Annotated in this window: 14 protein-coding genes and 1 tRNA gene; 3 read left to right on the forward strand and 12 right to left on the reverse strand. The window is 42.9% G+C overall.

Annotated elements, in window-relative coordinates; genetic code table 11:
* Position 1 precedes the first annotated feature (1 nt).
* From MKY83_RS16465 to MKY83_RS16480, 4 genes are all read right to left on the reverse strand, one after another.
* A complete protein-coding gene (locus MKY83_RS16465; RefSeq protein ID WP_065098088.1) occupies positions 2-1,141 on the reverse strand; it encodes a glycosyltransferase family 4 protein in 1,140 nt (379 codons plus the stop codon).
* A complete protein-coding gene (locus tag MKY83_RS16470; RefSeq protein WP_106067303.1) occupies positions 1,107-2,981 on the reverse strand; it encodes a nucleoside-diphosphate sugar epimerase/dehydratase in 1,875 nt (624 codons plus the stop codon). The genes MKY83_RS16465 and MKY83_RS16470 overlap by 35 nt, the downstream gene beginning before the upstream one ends.
* Positions 2,982-3,146: 165 nt before the next feature.
* A complete protein-coding gene (locus tag MKY83_RS16475; protein ID WP_065097984.1) occupies positions 3,147-3,830 on the reverse strand; it encodes a CpsD/CapB family tyrosine-protein kinase in 684 nt (227 codons plus the stop codon).
* Positions 3,820-4,551 (reverse strand): Wzz/FepE/Etk N-terminal domain-containing protein, encoded by a 732-nt coding sequence (locus MKY83_RS16480; RefSeq protein ID WP_065097983.1) that lies wholly within the window; start codon positions 4,549-4,551, stop codon positions 3,820-3,822. Before MKY83_RS16480 ends, MKY83_RS16475 begins: the two co-directional genes overlap by 11 nt.
* A gap of 251 nt (positions 4,552-4,802) precedes the next feature.
* On the opposite strand from MKY83_RS16480, the gene MKY83_RS16485 reads away from it, so the two are divergent.
* Positions 4,803-5,273, forward strand: a complete 471-nt coding sequence (locus tag MKY83_RS16485; protein ID WP_106067304.1) for a helix-turn-helix domain-containing protein — start codon at positions 4,803-4,805, stop codon at positions 5,271-5,273.
* A gap of 88 nt (positions 5,274-5,361) precedes the next feature.
* Here the strand turns inward: MKY83_RS16485 and MKY83_RS16490 are convergent, their stop codons facing one another.
* The 4 genes from MKY83_RS16490 to MKY83_RS16505 all read right to left on the reverse strand — a co-directional run bounded on the left by MKY83_RS16490 (position 5,362) and on the right by MKY83_RS16505 (position 8,699).
* Positions 5,362-5,586 (reverse strand): phage holin, encoded by a 225-nt coding sequence (locus tag MKY83_RS16490; RefSeq protein ID WP_106067305.1) that lies wholly within the window; start codon positions 5,584-5,586, stop codon positions 5,362-5,364.
* Between the two features lie 139 nt (positions 5,587-5,725).
* Entirely contained in the window at positions 5,726-6,631 is a 906-nt protein-coding gene (locus MKY83_RS16495; RefSeq protein ID WP_185847307.1) for an iron-hydroxamate ABC transporter substrate-binding protein, read from the reverse strand.
* Positions 6,632-6,648: 17 nt separating this feature from the next.
* Positions 6,649-7,650, reverse strand: a complete 1,002-nt coding sequence (locus MKY83_RS16500; protein WP_106067307.1) for an iron ABC transporter permease — start codon at positions 7,648-7,650, stop codon at positions 6,649-6,651.
* Complete coding sequence (locus MKY83_RS16505; RefSeq protein WP_080772918.1) at positions 7,647-8,699, reverse strand: iron ABC transporter permease; 1,053 nt, start codon at positions 8,697-8,699, stop codon at positions 7,647-7,649. The genes MKY83_RS16500 and MKY83_RS16505 overlap by 4 nt, the downstream gene beginning before the upstream one ends.
* Before the next feature lie 285 nt (positions 8,700-8,984).
* On the opposite strand from MKY83_RS16505, the gene MKY83_RS16510 reads away from it, so the two are divergent.
* Positions 8,985-10,394, forward strand: a complete 1,410-nt coding sequence (locus MKY83_RS16510; RefSeq protein WP_065097980.1) for a polysaccharide deacetylase family protein — start codon at positions 8,985-8,987, stop codon at positions 10,392-10,394.
* A gap of 15 nt (positions 10,395-10,409) precedes the next feature.
* Here the strand turns inward: MKY83_RS16510 and abc-f are convergent, their stop codons facing one another.
* The 4 genes from abc-f to MKY83_RS16530 all read right to left on the reverse strand — a co-directional run bounded on the left by abc-f (position 10,410) and on the right by MKY83_RS16530 (position 14,938).
* A complete protein-coding gene (gene abc-f, locus MKY83_RS16515) occupies positions 10,410-11,969 on the reverse strand; it encodes an ABC-F type ribosomal protection protein (RefSeq protein ID WP_342488695.1) in 1,560 nt (519 codons plus the stop codon).
* A gap of 489 nt (positions 11,970-12,458) precedes the next feature.
* Positions 12,459-13,628, reverse strand: a complete 1,170-nt coding sequence (locus MKY83_RS16520) for a macrolide family glycosyltransferase (protein ID WP_106029358.1) — start codon at positions 13,626-13,628, stop codon at positions 12,459-12,461.
* 168 nt (positions 13,629-13,796) lie between these two features.
* Positions 13,797-14,687 (reverse strand): ABC transporter substrate-binding protein, encoded by an 891-nt coding sequence (locus MKY83_RS16525; RefSeq protein WP_260564454.1) that lies wholly within the window; start codon positions 14,685-14,687, stop codon positions 13,797-13,799.
* A gap of 175 nt (positions 14,688-14,862) precedes the next feature.
* A tRNA-Arg gene (locus MKY83_RS16530) sits at positions 14,863-14,938 on the reverse strand.
* A 432-nt stretch (positions 14,939-15,370) separates the two neighbouring features.
* Between MKY83_RS16530 and clpP the strand changes: the two genes are divergently transcribed.
* Positions 15,371-15,967, forward strand: coding sequence for an ATP-dependent Clp endopeptidase proteolytic subunit ClpP (gene clpP, locus MKY83_RS16535; RefSeq protein WP_003212962.1), 597 nt, complete (start codon positions 15,371-15,373; stop codon positions 15,965-15,967).
* The last annotated feature ends 27 nt before the right edge of the window (positions 15,968-15,994 follow it).

Below are 15,994 nucleotides of genomic sequence, written 5' to 3' on the forward strand. Positions count from 1 at the left end.
CTCACATCACCTTCTCTGCTTGATCCATGTAAGTTGTATAAATTTCTTCCATAGCACTCACCGTCTGCTCCTGTGCAAATGCATGGGCTAAGGAGCGCCCCGCTTTTCCCATGAGGGGCAGCTGATCTCTTTTGTGATAAAGCTGGTGCAAATATTCAGCCAAATCATTCACATCATGCGGTTTGACTAAAAAACCATTCACGCCATGTCTGATCAGCTCACAGTGCCCTCTATTCTCTGTTGCAATGACCGGCTTTTCCGCAGACATCGCTTCAAGCAGATTCATGCCGAGCCCTTCTCTTAAACTAGTCGACACACATACATCACTCAAATGCATCCATTCCTCAATTTGTTTGTAAAAACCAGCAAAGTGGACATGCTTTTCAAGATGGAGTTCGTGAACCAGCTTTTCATACATCGGCCTCCTTGCCCCTTCCCCGGCAAACACGATCTTCACATTTGGTATTTTCCTATATAGCTGGGCACATGCTTTGATGAGCATTCCTTGGTTTTTATTCGCATTTAATTCGCCAGCGCACAGCACAATAAAATCTTCTGACGAAAAGCCATGGACTGTACGAAGACGCTGCTTCTCTTTTTCATTAACTGGTGCAAATCGTTTCATATCCACACCCATACCAGGAACATAATAAACAGATGTCCGCTCTTTTGATAGACGATCTGCTCTTTTAAAATCCTCTCCATTAATGGTGATCAGAGCGTCTGTATGGCGGGCGAGCCACCGCTCAATCGGATAATAGAGCAGCCAGTTTTGAAGCGGCGCTCCTTGCCAAAAGTGAAAGCCATGTGCTGTGTAAAGAACCTTCGTCCCTTTTTTGCGCGCGCTTTTGGCTGCAAGTCTGCCAATCACACTTCCCATTGGTGTGTGGCAATGGATGAAGTCGTAGTGCTCTTTCGCTAACAGCTTCTTCAGCTCCACATACGCAAACCGGTTGTGCACATGAAAAGGAGATCGCTGAATCGGAATCGAGTGCGCTTGATCCACATAGGGAAGCTCCAGCTGACCATTTGCCGCTGTATGCACTTCCCATCCTTGTTCCTGAAACCACCGGAAATACGGAAGGTGAAATGCCTTAAAATGATAATCAACCGTTGCGCAAAACAAGACTTTTTTCTTCATCAGCAAGCGCTTCCCCCTCTCTTTTCATCTGTTCAGACAACAAATCATCCGATTCGATGGCAACAAACAATGCTTCTCTCATTTGCTCTTCACTCATCATGTCAAATTCATGGATAAAGCGGTTCAGCACATATGGGTCCCCGTCCAGCGCATGGCCGATATGAATTTTCGGGAAAATTTGTTCCTGTGCTTTTTCATGTTGGTTGAGTAGTTCCTCATACATTTTCTCCCCAGGACGAATGCCTGTGAACGTAATCGGAATCTGGTCTGTGGTGTAACCTGAGAGGTGAATGAGGTTTTCTGCGAGGTCAACAATTTTCACTGGCTCCCCCATATCTAATACGAAAATCTGTCTTCCTTCCGCCAAGGCACCCGCCTGAATAACAAGTCTCGATGCCTCTGGAATGGTCATAAAATATCTTGTCATGGCTGGGTGTGTGACCGTGACCGGCCCGCCTTGTTCAATCTGTTTCTTAAAAATTGGAATGACGCTTCCCCTGCTTCCGAGTACATTTCCAAACCGAACCGCGACAAATTTTGTGTCACTGCTTGCCCCCATTTGCATGATCAGCATTTCAGCAAATCGCTTTGTGGCGCCCATCACATTGGCAGGATTGACCGCTTTGTCAGAGGAAATGAGGACGAATGTTTCAATGCCATGCTCATGTGCAGCTTCTGCGACATTTTTTGTCCCGATAATATTGTTTTTCACTGCTTCTTTTGGACTGATCTCCATGAGCGGGACGTGCTTATGTGCCGCAGCATGATAAATCATATCCGGCTGAAACTGACCAACGATTTCACTCATTTTCTGTTTATCTTGGATATCCGCAATTTGCGGATAGAGACTGATGGTATCCCCATACATTTCTTTCAGCTCTAGTAAAATAGAATGAATGCTAAATTCTCCATGTCCCACAAGCACTATCGCTTGAGGAGCAAACACACAAATTTGACGACAGATTTCTGATCCAATCGATCCGCCTGCCCCTGTGACCATGATGGTTTTCCCCTTTAAATGGACAGATAGACGGCTTGAATCTAATTGAATCGGTTCTCTACCTAATAAATCCTCTGGCTGTACATCTCGTAATTGATTCAGCGCATGGGTTCCTTTTAAAATCTGCTCCATCTCCGGCATGATCTGCGTTTTAACCCCAGTCGCTACGCATTCTTTATAAAGCCCTTTTAAGGTATGGCTGCTTTTGGACGGAATGGCGATGATGATCTTTTGAATATCCATCATCACAACAGCTGTTTGAATCTGTTCTTTTCCCCCTAGAACAGGCAGTCCCATGATTTCAAGCTTATGCTTCGTCTTGTTATCATCTATGAAGGCGACTGGTTCAATATGTACATCACTCGATTGCTGAAGCTGACGAACGATGATCGTCCCAGCTGATCCGGCGCCAATGATTAATGCCCGCTCCTTTTCTACCTGCAGCCGCTTTGCCCCATCATGAAATAGCCGGGACGCCATTCGAGATGAGCCGATGAATAATACGTGAAAAAGCCATACGATGAATAAAAAACGGAAGGGCCATGTCTGCACGAAGAGGTACAGCATTGCCATTGAAAATAAAAAAGAACATACAAAGGTCTTCATTAAAGAAAATAGCTCTCTTACCCCTGTATAAGCCCATACTTGCTTGTACACGTGAAAAATATACGAAAACAAATGGTGCCCAATGAGTAGACTGAGCGAAGAAATGACGAGCATTTCAAATGTATAAACAGTTAACGCCGCTTCTTGGACAAATTGAAAACCAAAAAAGACAGCCACTAAGATGAGATATGAATCTAGTGCCACGATGATTGATAATCTTTGGGCGTAAGTCAACGCTCCTCCCCCTTTTTAAAGCATCACTATTCTTACGTAAAATGGGCATCTAACCCGTCCTCACATCCCACTATTGATGACGAGCATCTAAGGCATTGGTCATGCCCACAGCAGGATCGAGTGCCTCCATTGTTAAAGATTAGGAGACATCACCTATCAATCTTGTTAATACATATACAGCCTTCCCTTTTTCTCTTTCTTGCCATTTAGCATAGCCCCAAGCAGTTTACCTGTTGTCCCGTCTAACACTTCTTTTGATTTCTTCACCGCAGCTATCTTGGTTTTGCCGCTTAAGACAACAAGAATGCTTCCATCTGTCCGGTTCGCCAGGATCTTTGCATCGGCTACTGGCAGAAGCGGCGCAGAATCAACAATCACCATGTCATATTGCTGTTCAATTTCATAAAAAAGTTGCTTCATGACAGGTGAGGAGAGCAGCTCAGCTGGATTCGGCGGAATGGTTCCACTCGGAAGCAGCTCTAAATGTTCAATAGGTGTGGGTAAAATAGCTTCCTCCAAGCTGCAATTATTTAATAGCACATTGGTCAAGCCCGTGTGATGACTCAGGTCAAAATATTCATGAACAACCGGATTTCGCAAATCAGCATCCATCAGCAGCACCCGCTTTTTCTGCTGTGCAAAAACAGCTGCTAGATTTGCAGCCGTAAATGATTTCCCTTCCTTCGGCAAGGAGGATGTCACCAATATGGATTTCAGCCTTGTTTGGATTGATGTGAATTCGATGTTCGTTCGGATCGTACGAAATTGTTCTGCTATGACAGAGTGAGGATCTAATACAGAAATACAGGATAAATCTCTCTTTTCTCTTTTCTTTCTTTTAAAGATCAATGTTCTGTCCTCCCGTTATGACGGACTGCTTGTCTTTTTTTGCCCTCCTGTCTGTCTGCATCCGATAGACGCTGCCGAGCGACGGCAATCCGATCTCTTCTCTTATTTGATGTGTTCGTTTTACAGTATCATCGAGTAGGTTCATTAAGAAAATGAGTGTTACCCCCCCTAATAAAGAGGCGCCTAGTGCCAGTACGATATGAACGAATTTTCTTGAATTCATAAGAATCGTATTGGACAGCTTGGCTTCAGACAAAACATTAATGCGATCCATATTCATGGTTTTTTTGATTTCTTCTTGCAACACCTCTGTTGCAGTATTCGCAATGGCAACTGCCTTTGCGCGATCCTCATCTTGTACAGAAATATTGATGACCTCAGACTCATTTTCTGTACTTGTGGCAATTTTGTGTTTTAATCCTTCAGCTGATTCTGTAAGGTTGAGTGTTTCTTTTACTTTTTCAATGACGATCGGACTTTTTAATAAAACTTGAAAGGTACGTGTATATTGAAGGTTCATCTGAATATCGTTTAAGTTCGCTTGTGCGTCATTGCTGCGTTTATGAACAAGAATTTGAGTGGTTGCCTGATATACAGGAGTCGAGACATAGAACTGATAGTAGGCTGAAATGCCCGTTACGATCAGGACAATCAGGATCAGAAGGGCCATTTTCTCTTTAATGACAGAAAACAGCTGCTTAAAACCTATAATCTCATTCATAGATACCTCCCGATTTCATCATAAAAAGGTTATATATGGTTTCTTTTTGTTAATGATTGGATTATAAAAGATAATACCCGCAAAGAAAAATGTCATAATAGGTCTTATGGTTCTTTTTAAAGAACGAAATCGTTCGTTTTCTTTTGTTTACTTCCTAATTCTTACGTTTTTGAATTTTATAAAGAACAATTTATTTCTTATAATGAACGAAAAGGTCGCAGTACGATTCGCCAGGGAGAAGGGATGATCGAATGATAGGAAAGGTGATACGCATTTACCGAAAGAGGAAAGGATACTCCATTCAGCAGTTGGCTGAAGATGCCCATGTTTCTAAATCGTATTTGAGTAAGATTGAGCGTGGTGTCCACAGAAATCCATCTGTCCAGTTTTTAAAAAAGGTATCCTCTTCACTAGAGATTGATTTACAAGAGCTATTTGATGCAGAGACGTTGATGTTTCATGACTCTGAGAGTGGTGAACACGAATGGCGGGAGCATATCGTCAATGCCGTCCAATCCGGCATGCCAAAAGAAGAACTCTATCAGCTGCTCCAAACGTACCGAAAGAAGCAGGAAGAAAAGACGTTACATGTCACTCATAGAAAGTTGACGGATTCGAATATAACAGAGTGGAAGCGTCTGATGAGTGAGGCGAAAGCTATCGGCTTAAGCATTGAGGAAGTAAAAGCATTCCTCGCCAACATGGGAGAACGACGGGCGTAAGCCTTTCAGGAAGAGTCAAATTGCGGGGAGAAGCGTTTGACGCTTCGCTGAAAAAGAGCCTTTTATCATAAAAAGGCTCTTTTTCCTCTTATTCTGCTTTTTTTGTTCGTGCTTTTTTCGTTATATCATTGTTTTTCCAATAGGCCCAGAGAGATGTAATTCCAAGAAAGGCTAACGTGATGAATTGCTGAATACCTTCTTCATCAATAGGAATTGGGCTTTTTCCCGCAGCGGTTAGCGCACTGTTGACAAGTGCGAGCAAAAGCAGCACAAGCCTTGCGATTGTACCTGCACTCATTTTTTGAACTTCCAACTGTAACCCCTCCCTTTCTTCCCCTTCACGGCCGGTACGGCTCGTTCTCTCTCATATGTATGCAAAAACCGAAAGAATAGAAGACCGGATCAAAAAAAGAGACATCATGCCTATATAAGGAATGATGCCTGATTTCATCTTATTTTGATGTAGAAAACATCTCTTTCGCTTCATCCAAAGCCATTTTATTGCCTAGTGCTGAGTAATCGAGCCATGGCTGATCGGCAATCGGATAGACTTGGCTGTTCTTTACGGCTTTTAGCCCCTTCCAAATCGGCGTCTTTTCTAATTGCTTGAATGCCTGCTGCGCTTTATCATCACGGTTCACGACGACAAAGATAGCATCTGCATCATAGTCAGGAAGAACCTCTTGAGAAATCACTTCAAATGGCCGTTTGCTGTCCAGTTTCTTCACCCCATCGACAGGTGTGAGGCCTAAATCCTCGTACAAAATTGGACCCATTGGGCGCTTCATGCTAAATACTCGAAGCTCCTTTGCCGTCACACGGATCGCCATTACTTTTCCGTTTCCAATCTTTTGTTTGATGAGCGATTTGACTTCTTTTGCTTCTTGATTGTAATCCTGAATATATTGATCGGCTTCTTTCTCTTTATTGACGAGCTTGCCGATTTTTTTCAAATGATCACGCCAAGTGCCGTTATTTAAATCAAACACTTCCGTTTTGGCGATTTTCTTATATTTCGATAAATCTTGTCCAGCTAGTTCTTCATCAACGTAAATAACATCTGGTTGTAATGCAAGCAGCGACTCCATATCAGGATCGGCTGCGATGCCCAGCTTCTTCGTACCACTCAGCTGCTTCTTCGCATGTGGAAGGAAATCTTTTAAATCCCCTCCTACAACAGAGCCTGCTGGCTTGATACCGAGTGCTAATAAGTCATTCGTTAAATGAATAGACAAGGAAGCAATTTTCGGTGTTCCATGATCATTTTGAGTTGTTGTATTCTTTGTTTCCTGTTGACCACAAGCGGCAAGCAAGATAAAACAGAGCGTTAAACCAAGCACAAGTAATTTTTTCATGATGAGTTCCTCTTTCTTGTTTATTTCGTTTTTGCTAATAAATAGAGAAAATAAGGAGCGCCGATAAAAGCCACAACGACACCCGCTGGTATGGCATTTGGGGCAAAGATGGAACGTCCAATTGTATCGGCACTGACCAAAATCAACAAGCCAATCAGCGCACTAACTGGTAAAAAATATTGATGGAGTGAGCCGACAAGCCGCCTTGCCAAATGCGGAGCGACAAGTCCAATAAAACCAATACCGCCTGTCATCGAAACACTTGCACTCGCCAAACCAACAGCTAAGGTCAGCAAAAGGAGACGCTGACGCTGAACACGTACACCTACACTTGAGGCGACAGCATCTCCTAATGTCAACGCATTGAGCGTGCTTGACTGCATCAGCGTAAGCGGTACAAGGCATACAATCCAAGGCAGAAGCGCTAACACATGAATCCAGTCTCTCCCCCAGACATTGCCGACAAGCCATCTTGAAGCAAATGTGTATGTATCTTCATCTAGCTTCAATGACAAAAATAACGTCAAAGCACTGAATCCCGCGGCAACTGCAATTCCTACTAGGATCAGCCGGATGGGAACGAGCCCTTCCTGCCGGTCATACGCCAGAAGCACGATGACCGCTGCCGCAAGAAGCCCTCCGCCAAATGTAAAGAGCGGAATAAGAAGAGAGGGATTGCCTTCTAGTGCGTGGAAATACGTCACAAATACGATTAAGCCAAATGCAGCGCCTGCATTCAGTCCAATAATCCCTGGATCGGCCAGCGGGTTACGAGATAGACTTTGCAAAATGCCTCCCGCAATACCAAGACCAATTCCAGCTAGCATCGTTACCACGATTCGAGGCAGACGATAGTCAAACAGCACCGTTTCACTTTGAAAATCTCCAAAGCCGAATAACGTTTTGACGACTACAAGAGGATTTAGTTTCAGCGTACCGGTATTTAAGCTATACAGCACAACGGCCACACTCAAACAAAGCAAAACGACTGTCACAACAAGAGCCCGCTGTTTCTCTCTCATGACAGGTTCCTCCCTTCTTTTCTGGCAATATACAAGAAGAAAGGAACACCGACAAGTGCCACCATCACGCCAATGGCAAGCTCTCGCGGCGGATTAACGGTGCGGCTGGCAAGGTCAGCAAAGACAAGCAGTACCGCGCCTAATATCGCTGACATCGGAATGACGAAACGATAGTTTACACCAACCAGCTTTCGTGCGATATGTGGGATGACAAGACCGACAAACCCAATGGAACCGACTGCTGATACAGAAACCCCTGCTAATAATACAGCAGCTACCATTCCTAGTATTCGCACTTGTCGCGTTTTCACCCCTAAATTTGCCGCTACATCTTCACCAAGCGACAGTAGCGACAGTGACCGTCCTAATAGCATCGCCCATACGATCACTACGAGAATGACCGGGGCAAGAATTGTCAGCTGCGGCCATTTCACACCTGCCACTCCGCCTGCATACCAAAACGCAAGGTCCTGACTTAAGTCAAAATAAATCGCGATTCCAGAGCTAAGTGCATGAAGCAATGCAGCCACAACGGCTCCTGCTACTGTTAGGCGCAGTGGTGTCAAAACGCCACCAGCCGCACCAATCGCAAAGATCAGCAGCGTACTGAGCACTGCACCAATAAAGGAAAACAACATAAGTGCCGAATAAGGGATTCCTGGGAAAAAAGCAAAACAAAGAGCGACCACGAACATCGCACCGCCATTGATGCCTAAAATCCCCGCATCGGCCAGCGGGTTTCTTGTAATCCCCTGCATGAGCGCACCCGCTACGGCAAATGCCGCTCCAACAAGAGCTGCTCCTAAAACACGAGGAAGTCTTAATTCATGGATGATCTGCTGCTCTGTGACATCTGACTGATAGTCAAATACAGCTGTCCAAACCGTTTGCAGAGACAATGTTTTGGCACCATATGACACAGCCAAAAACATGGCAGCCGCCAAACTAAGGACGGCGAGAAAAAATATCAAAAAGAACAGAATATATGATGATCGTTTTTGTTGAGGTGTTCGCTTATCCTGCAAAATCGGTGTCATCCTTTTCTTCATTAAAAGTCTGTTTGAAAATGAGAATCATAATCATCAAAATTATATCTGCCTGCCTCTCAAAAATCAATGTACACCTTATTTTTTAATTAATGAAGGTATGCAGATGACAGTCTTTGCTCGTTTGAAATGACCTATCATTTTTTCTCATATTTTAATAGGAAAATAGTTGACATTCCGCCTGAATATCCTCTAAAATGACAAAAGTAAGTCAAATGTTATAAAAATATTACAAACAGATGTCAAACTGATAAAGAATGACCCGTCTTGAGAGGAGATTTGAACGTTGTGTCATTAAAGGGAAAATGGAGTATCGGCCTATTTGCACTTGCGATCGTCATTGGAGTCGTTGCTTTCTTTCAGAATCAACAAGCAAGTGGTACCGAGAAGAAAAATGTAAAGCAGGATACGAACTATAAAAACGTCGAAATCGTCACTCTCGTAAATGACGGGAAATTTATGAGATATGCAGTCAACTATCCTCTTTTTCATCAAAAAGAGCTAGATGACAAGATTCAAAGCTACGCCAATTCAGCTTTAGAGCATTTCAAAAAGACGTTTAGTGAAGCCAAGGACGTCGATGAAAACAAACGCTTTGAACTGAATATTGATTATGATATGGTGCATTATGCGAAGCAGTCGGCTGCTATTCGCTTTACGACTTATACCTATACAGGTCAGCAAAATGGGATCACCAATCATCTCACGATCAACTATGATTTTCAGAAAAAAACCTTTCTTGACACAAAAGATTTATTTCTACCTAAAACCAACTTTTTGAAGAAATTATCCTACATTACATATTCGGAGCTTCAAAAGGACAAAACCTTATCTAAGGATCAGACGCTCCTTCAGAAAGGAACAGCCCCTACTGCTCAAAACTTCAGTCAATTTGCCTTGAAAGAGAAATATGTAGAATTTTATTTCCCAGCATCTCAAGTAGCCGGCGAAGATCTTGGTCCCCAAACACTTGCGATTAAAAAGACGCTGCTGAAAGATATAATGAAGCCAGAATATATGAATAAAACCAAAAATCAAAATGAAATGAAAGAACCAAATCCGAAAAGAAAAGCCGTCAAGCTGCCGCAAAAATCAAAGCTTGATCCAAATAAAAAAGCCATCGCCCTCACATTTGATGATGGTCCGAATCCAGCGACCACTTCAAAAATTTTAGAAGCACTGAAGGAAAATAAAGGACATGCGACCTTTTTCGTATTAGGCAGCAGGGTGCAGTATTATCCTAATATGCTTGCCGATATTCTAAAAGGCGGGAATGAAATCGGAAACCATTCTTACAGTCATCCTTTATTAACAAGACTGCCTTTAAAGGAGGCGGTGAAACAAGTGAAGGACACTCAGAAGCTGATTGAGAAAGCGAGCGGGTATACACCTACGCACTTTAGACCGCCATATGGTGGGACAAATCAAGACATCAATCAAGCAGTTGGGATGAAGGTCTCTTTATGGGATGTTGATCCTGAGGATTGGAAAATTCGCAACAGCCAGCAGATCACAAACCACGTTCTTTCACATGCAGCAGATGGGAGAACGGTGTTGATGCACGATATTTATGACAGCTCAGCTCAAGCAGCAGTGAAGATCATTCATGAACTCACCAAACAAGGCTATCAGCTCGTCACAGTCAGTGAGCTTGATCAATTAAAAAAAGAACGAAATGAACAAGCCCCTGTGCAATAAACACAGGGGTTTTCTTTATGACTCCAAAGATTTCTTTTGTTTCAATAATGCTTGAAATGTCTCCTCCAGCTCCTGAGACGGCTCAATACTTAACCGGCTGAGCACTTCAGACAGCTGTAAATCAATTAACAGAAGCTCCTCTTCTCTTTGGGTCACAGCTGGTTTGTCGCCTTTTTGTTTATACGCTTCATATGTTCCACAAAAAGCTTCAATACGCTTTTCATGAACATGGAAAATGCGAGTCGCCACATTCTCAATCAGTCTGCGATCATGGGAAACGAACACAACAGTACCCGAGTAATCCTTCAATAGACCTTCAAGCGCTTCAACTGCCGCCAGATCTAGAAAGTTCGTCGGTTCATCCAGCATGAGAACATTGGCATCGCTGACAAGCAAGGACGCCAGCATGGTCTTCACCCGTTCTCCTCCGCTTAACACCCCGACAGGTTTATACACGTCATCCCCTCGAAACCCAAGTCTCGCTAAAACCGTTCGTACCACTGTCTCATCTTGAACTGCCTCTTTCAGCGCATTTTGTAAAATCGATTCATCTACCTTTAATCCTGAAAGATCTTGACGAAAATAGCCGAGCTTGACAGCTTCTGAGCGAGAAACTCCGGGATGTCCATTTACCAGCATTCGGAGAAATGTCGTTTTCCCGCTCCCATTCTTGCCAATGATGGCGACCTTGTCCCCGCCTCTCACTTCCACATTCGCCTGCTTCCAAAGCAATTGATCGCCCGCCTTGCCATCTACATTTTTCACTCGCAAAATGGTACGGCTCGCTACTTCCTTCATTGTGTGCTGCGTCATTTGAATGGGCTGAATGTCTTTTACTTTCTCAACCTTTTCTAATTTCTCCATCCTTGTTTCAATCGATTTGGCTGTTTTTTGCAGCTTTTTTTGCTTATTTGCATAGTAGGGCTTTGCAATTTTTGGCCCTGAGGATTTCAGCTTTTGGGATGGCTTTGTAGCTTTGTCGGCTTTTTTCTTTTTCTTTTCTAGCGCATGCTCTAACTGTTTTTTCTTTTGGGTATAAGCTTCGTACGCTTCCACCTGCTGACGATGCGCCAGCTCTTTTTGATGTGCAAATTGCGTGTAGTTGCCTTTGTATTGATTGAGCCGTCCATGATCCAGCTCCCAAATCTCCGTACATACCGCATCTAAAAAAGCACGATCATGTGAAACGACAATGAGGGCTCCTTGATAATTGTGAAACTTCTCTTCCAGCCACTCAATGTGCTCTGTATCTAAATGAGTCGTTGGTTCATCTGCTAATAAAAGGGCAGAAGGACGGTTTAACGCGCTTTCAATATAAGCCTGGGTCATCTCACCACCACTCTGTATGCCATCCGCTTGTTTTAGCTGAGGAAGCAGTGTGCAGGTCGTTGTGGCAGCAAACGTGCCACTGTCTGGTGTCTCTTGTCCCGCGAGCACATGCAATAACGTCGTTTTCCCGCTGCCATTTGCCCCGACAAGTCCAATGCGGTCACTTTGATGGATGGTAAGTTCCTCAATATCAAATAACAATCGATCTTTTCGAAACACCTTTAACTGATTGGCTTTTACTAACATCCAACCCACTCCTTTCGTATCAGGAGACATGAAAAAGCCTCCCATTCTCAGAATAGGAGGCAAAATGGTGTACAAAAATAAGCGGATCAATCTCGGATGACGTGCCGTTCCTATTTGAACACACACATCCCCGTATCAATCTCCTCATTCTTTGATTCCCAAGCTGTACCATCCTATTCCGAAGCTAAAAAATGAAAACGCAGCAAACATGGCAAACCAATCGTTTGCTCACTGCCTTCGTTTTTTCATTTTGCTTACAGGTCATAGGATTAGTACTTCATTGCATTGGGTCACCCTTCCGTCGTTTGTTACGTTTACAATAAAAGATTGGTTATTTTTTGTCAAGCTGAAATGGCACAGGTGAGTCCATTCATTTCAGCGTAATAGAAAACCTTTGAAGTCTTGGAAGGACTGGTACCAAAGCAGAGCAATTCCACTTTCACGCACGTCAGACACCAAATACGAGGGTTTGCCTACACGCTGACAGACTCATGATTGAGTCTGTTTCGTCTGCATCCATTGATCAATCGTCCGCAATGCTTTATCTGTTCCGCCTGCTGTTTGGAAGCTTTCTTCAATTTTTTCGATTCCAGCACGGTATGTGTTACTTCCCAGAACAGATTCCACGGTTTCTCTTAGCTGCTTTGCTGTCAGTTGGTCTTTATCAAGTGCACGGGCAGCAGATAGCTCGGTCAGTCTTTGTGCGACCATCGGCTGATCTTTGTCGACCGGAATGACAACCATCGGAACGTGATAATGAATGCCTTCATTGACACTGTTCATTCCGCCATGCGTCACAAACACATCTGTCAGCTCAAGTACTTCAAGCTGTGGCACATAAGGCTCGATCAGAAAATGAGAAGGTGCTTCTTTCAAGAGAGACCGATCCACTTTTTCACCTGTTGCGAGCACCACTTTTCCATCAAAGTCGGCAAATGCATCAATACACATATTAAAAAATGCTTCTGTATCCCCAAGAACGGTGCCCATCGAAATAAAGACGACTTTTTCTTGCTCAAGTGCTTCCAGCGGGAAATCATGCTGATCTGCCCTTTTTAGAAAGCTCGGTCCAATGAAAACAAATGAGTCGTTCACTGCATCGACAGACGGCTGAAAATATTCACTTGTATACACGATATTCAGTTCTCCGCGATTTTTCATGAATTGCATCAAACGCGTTGGCTGAACGCCAAAACGCTCTTGTATGCTTTCTAACAGATGATCGGCTTTCTCATCCTTTCTGTATAGCGGTGTATCAAAATGCGCCTCTTGCAGCACAAAAGATGGGTTTGAACCGATTCCTGGAATTTGTAAATAATCTCGAACAAGCTCCCCTGCACCAAACATATCAAAATAGACAAAATCAAATGAATGCTGCTGAGAAAGTGTTTCTACCACCTCTAAAATATCAAATGATGTTTGCAACATGGCATGAAAGAATGGCTGCATGGAATCGAGATTTCCTTCATCCACGTGTAATGTCCGAATATAGTCTGGATGTTTATGTACGTGAGCGCCTAAGCGTTTGATTCGTTCCTCATAATGTACAGTTGTGACCGCATGCACTTCATCTCCACGATCCGCCCATGCTTTGATGATCCCTAACATAGGATTCACATGCCCTTCAGCGGGAAATGTAATCAATAAAATCTTCGCCACAAGAAATCCCTCCTCATTGTCAATTCTCTTCCATGTTAATCATATACAGCCAGCGGGCTCAACAAATACGCCTGTAAAGGGAAGAAATGAGTCTTATGACCAGTATTTTAAGAGATGACTAGAAGAAAAAAGACAAAGCCCCAAGTTAAGTGCTTTGTCCTTTTTCTATTATTTTTTGAGCAGCATTTGTTTAAACGCAGCAGACTGTTTTTCAATTGAGATCGGATCTGCATAGATAAATTCATTGATTGAATAATAAAGAACATGTCCCTGCTTCACCGCTCGATTCTTTTTCCATACACCGCTGCCCGTGATATCTAGGTTTGGCTCTTTTCCATCCTTTGTGGGGACAAGTAAATAGTCACCTGTATACTGGTTCATCTCTTCTAACGAAATACCAAGATAGCCTTCCTTTGGAAGTGCCTTTTCTACTTTTGCAGGCAGGCTGAATCCATAGCCTTGATAGATAACTTCCCCGCCGCGGCCAAAATCAGTACCAAATAAGTATACTTGCTTTGGCTGAACATCCATGATGGAGAATGTCTTGTCATCACTTATTTTTGCTTTGACTTCTTCTCCGTCTTTCTTTAACTGCTCATCCAGTTCTTTTATTTGTTTTTTTGCTAACGCTTCTTTTCCAAGAATCTTTCCGATTTCAATATGCATCTCTTTGAAGCTGTGTTCACTTGTCGTGAATGTGATCGTTTTGGCAATCTTTTTATATTTTTCAACCTGTGCGTTTTGAGAATAAGCAATAATCAAATCAGGCTTCAGCTTTGCAATCGCCTCCACATTTTCGATAGGCACCCGCTTCACACCTGTTTCATCTAAAAAGGATGATTTAGGATAAACATCCGTCATCCCAACTGGTGTCACACCAAGTTTTTGGAAACTTCCAAGCTGCGCCGTTAAAACAACAACTCGCTTTGGCTTAGCAGGAATGGTGATCTTTTCACCCGTTTCAGTTGTATATGTACGTGTGCTTGCTGCTTGCTCTTTATTCTCTTTCTGCCCGCATGCCACTAACAATAATGCCATCAAACTGATCAACCATATCATTTTTTTCACTTGCGAAACCACCTTTAATTGAGAATGATTATTAATTATAGCATAATTAGACAATCATTAAATGAACAGTTTTAAAAGTGAATGATACATATAGTAAAACGAAAAAACCCTCTCCAAAGGAGAGGGTTTAAATTGGACCTTTATCAATCGTGAACAAGGCCAAGTACGCGCTCGGAGGGATTCGAACCCCCGGCAGACGTGGTACCGGAAACCACCGCTCTATCCAACTGAGCTACGAGCGCACGATATGTTTTTGAACGTCAGCATATCAAATTATAAGGGAAATGCTGCAAGAAAGCAATGATATTCTGATGACTTCAAAGAAGAAGCCTGCACCGAAAAGATGCAGACATGTCGACTTATGCGCTTTTAACAGATGCAATAATTTTTCGTTCCATATTTTCATTTACTTCATCCACTGTTTTGACAAGACAAATGATCCCATCAATAAATGGCCAAATGAACAATGTCAACCATCCTAGGAGAAGCATGGTCACTGCATAGCCAAAGTTTTACCATATTTTTTTAAACCTTTTCCATGGTTTAAGAAAAATAATTTTTGGGAAAAATAACATGTGGCTGTCGAATTTTTTGATTGCGTTTTGTTTGACCTTTATTGACCAAAAATGTATCATTGAATTACATACTTACCTAAAAGGTGAAGGAGGAACATTATGAATTTAATACCTACAGTCATTGAGCAAACAAATCGTGGGGAAAGAGCTTACGACATTTATTCTCGTCTTTTAAAAGACCGTATTATCATGCTTGGTTCTGCGATCGATGACAATGTTGCCAACTCCATCGTGTCACAGCTGCTTTTCTTAGAAGCTGAAGATCCAGAAAAAGATATTTCTATCTACATTAACAGCCCTGGCGGTTCAATCACAGCTGGTATGGCCATTTACGATACGATGCAATTTATTAAACCAAAGGTATCAACCATTTGTATTGGTATGGCTGCATCTATGGGTGCGTTCCTGCTTGCTGCTGGTGAAAAAGGTAAGCGTTATGCTCTTCCAAACAGTGAAGTCATGATTCACCAACCACTAGGTGGTGCCCAAGGTCAAGCAACAGAAATTGAAATTGCGGCAAAACGAATCCTTTCTTTACGCGATAAACTGAACCAAGTACTTGCTGAACGTACTGGTCAGCCAATCGAAGTGATTGAGCGCGATACAGATCGTGACAACTTCAAAACAGCGGAAGAAGCACTTCAATACGGACTCATTGACAAAGTCTTGACCCGTAATGCAGAAGAACAAAAATAATATGACAAAACAAACCGTCTGCTCCTC

The organism is Bacillus sp. FSL M8-0266 (assembly GCF_038613425.1).
In the GTDB taxonomy this organism is placed as follows: Bacteria; Bacillota; Bacilli; order Bacillales; family Bacillaceae; genus Bacillus; species Bacillus pumilus.

Bases quoted from the DNA above. Each gene is read 5' to 3' on its own strand.
- MKY83_RS16465 (WP_065098088.1), bottom strand. From the start codon at position 1,141: ATGAAGAAAAAAGTCTTGTTTTGCGCAACGGTTGATTATCATTTTAAG.
- MKY83_RS16480 (WP_065097983.1), bottom strand. From the start codon at position 4,551: ATGAATGAGATTATAGGTTTTAAGCAGCTGTTTTCTGTCATTAAAGAG.
- MKY83_RS16485 (WP_106067304.1), top strand. From the start codon at position 4,803: ATGATAGGAAAGGTGATACGCATTTACCGAAAGAGGAAAGGATACTCC.
- MKY83_RS16500 (WP_106067307.1), bottom strand. From the start codon at position 7,650: ATGAGAGAGAAACAGCGGGCTCTTGTTGTGACAGTCGTTTTGCTTTGT.
- MKY83_RS16505 (WP_080772918.1), bottom strand. From the start codon at position 8,699: ATGAAGAAAAGGATGACACCGATTTTGCAGGATAAGCGAACACCTCAA.
- abc-f (WP_342488695.1), bottom strand. From the start codon at position 11,969: ATGTTAGTAAAAGCCAATCAGTTAAAGGTGTTTCGAAAAGATCGATTG.
- MKY83_RS16525 (WP_260564454.1), bottom strand. From the start codon at position 14,687: ATGATATGGTTGATCAGTTTGATGGCATTATTGTTAGTGGCATGCGGG.
- clpP (WP_003212962.1), top strand. From the start codon at position 15,371: ATGAATTTAATACCTACAGTCATTGAGCAAACAAATCGTGGGGAAAGA.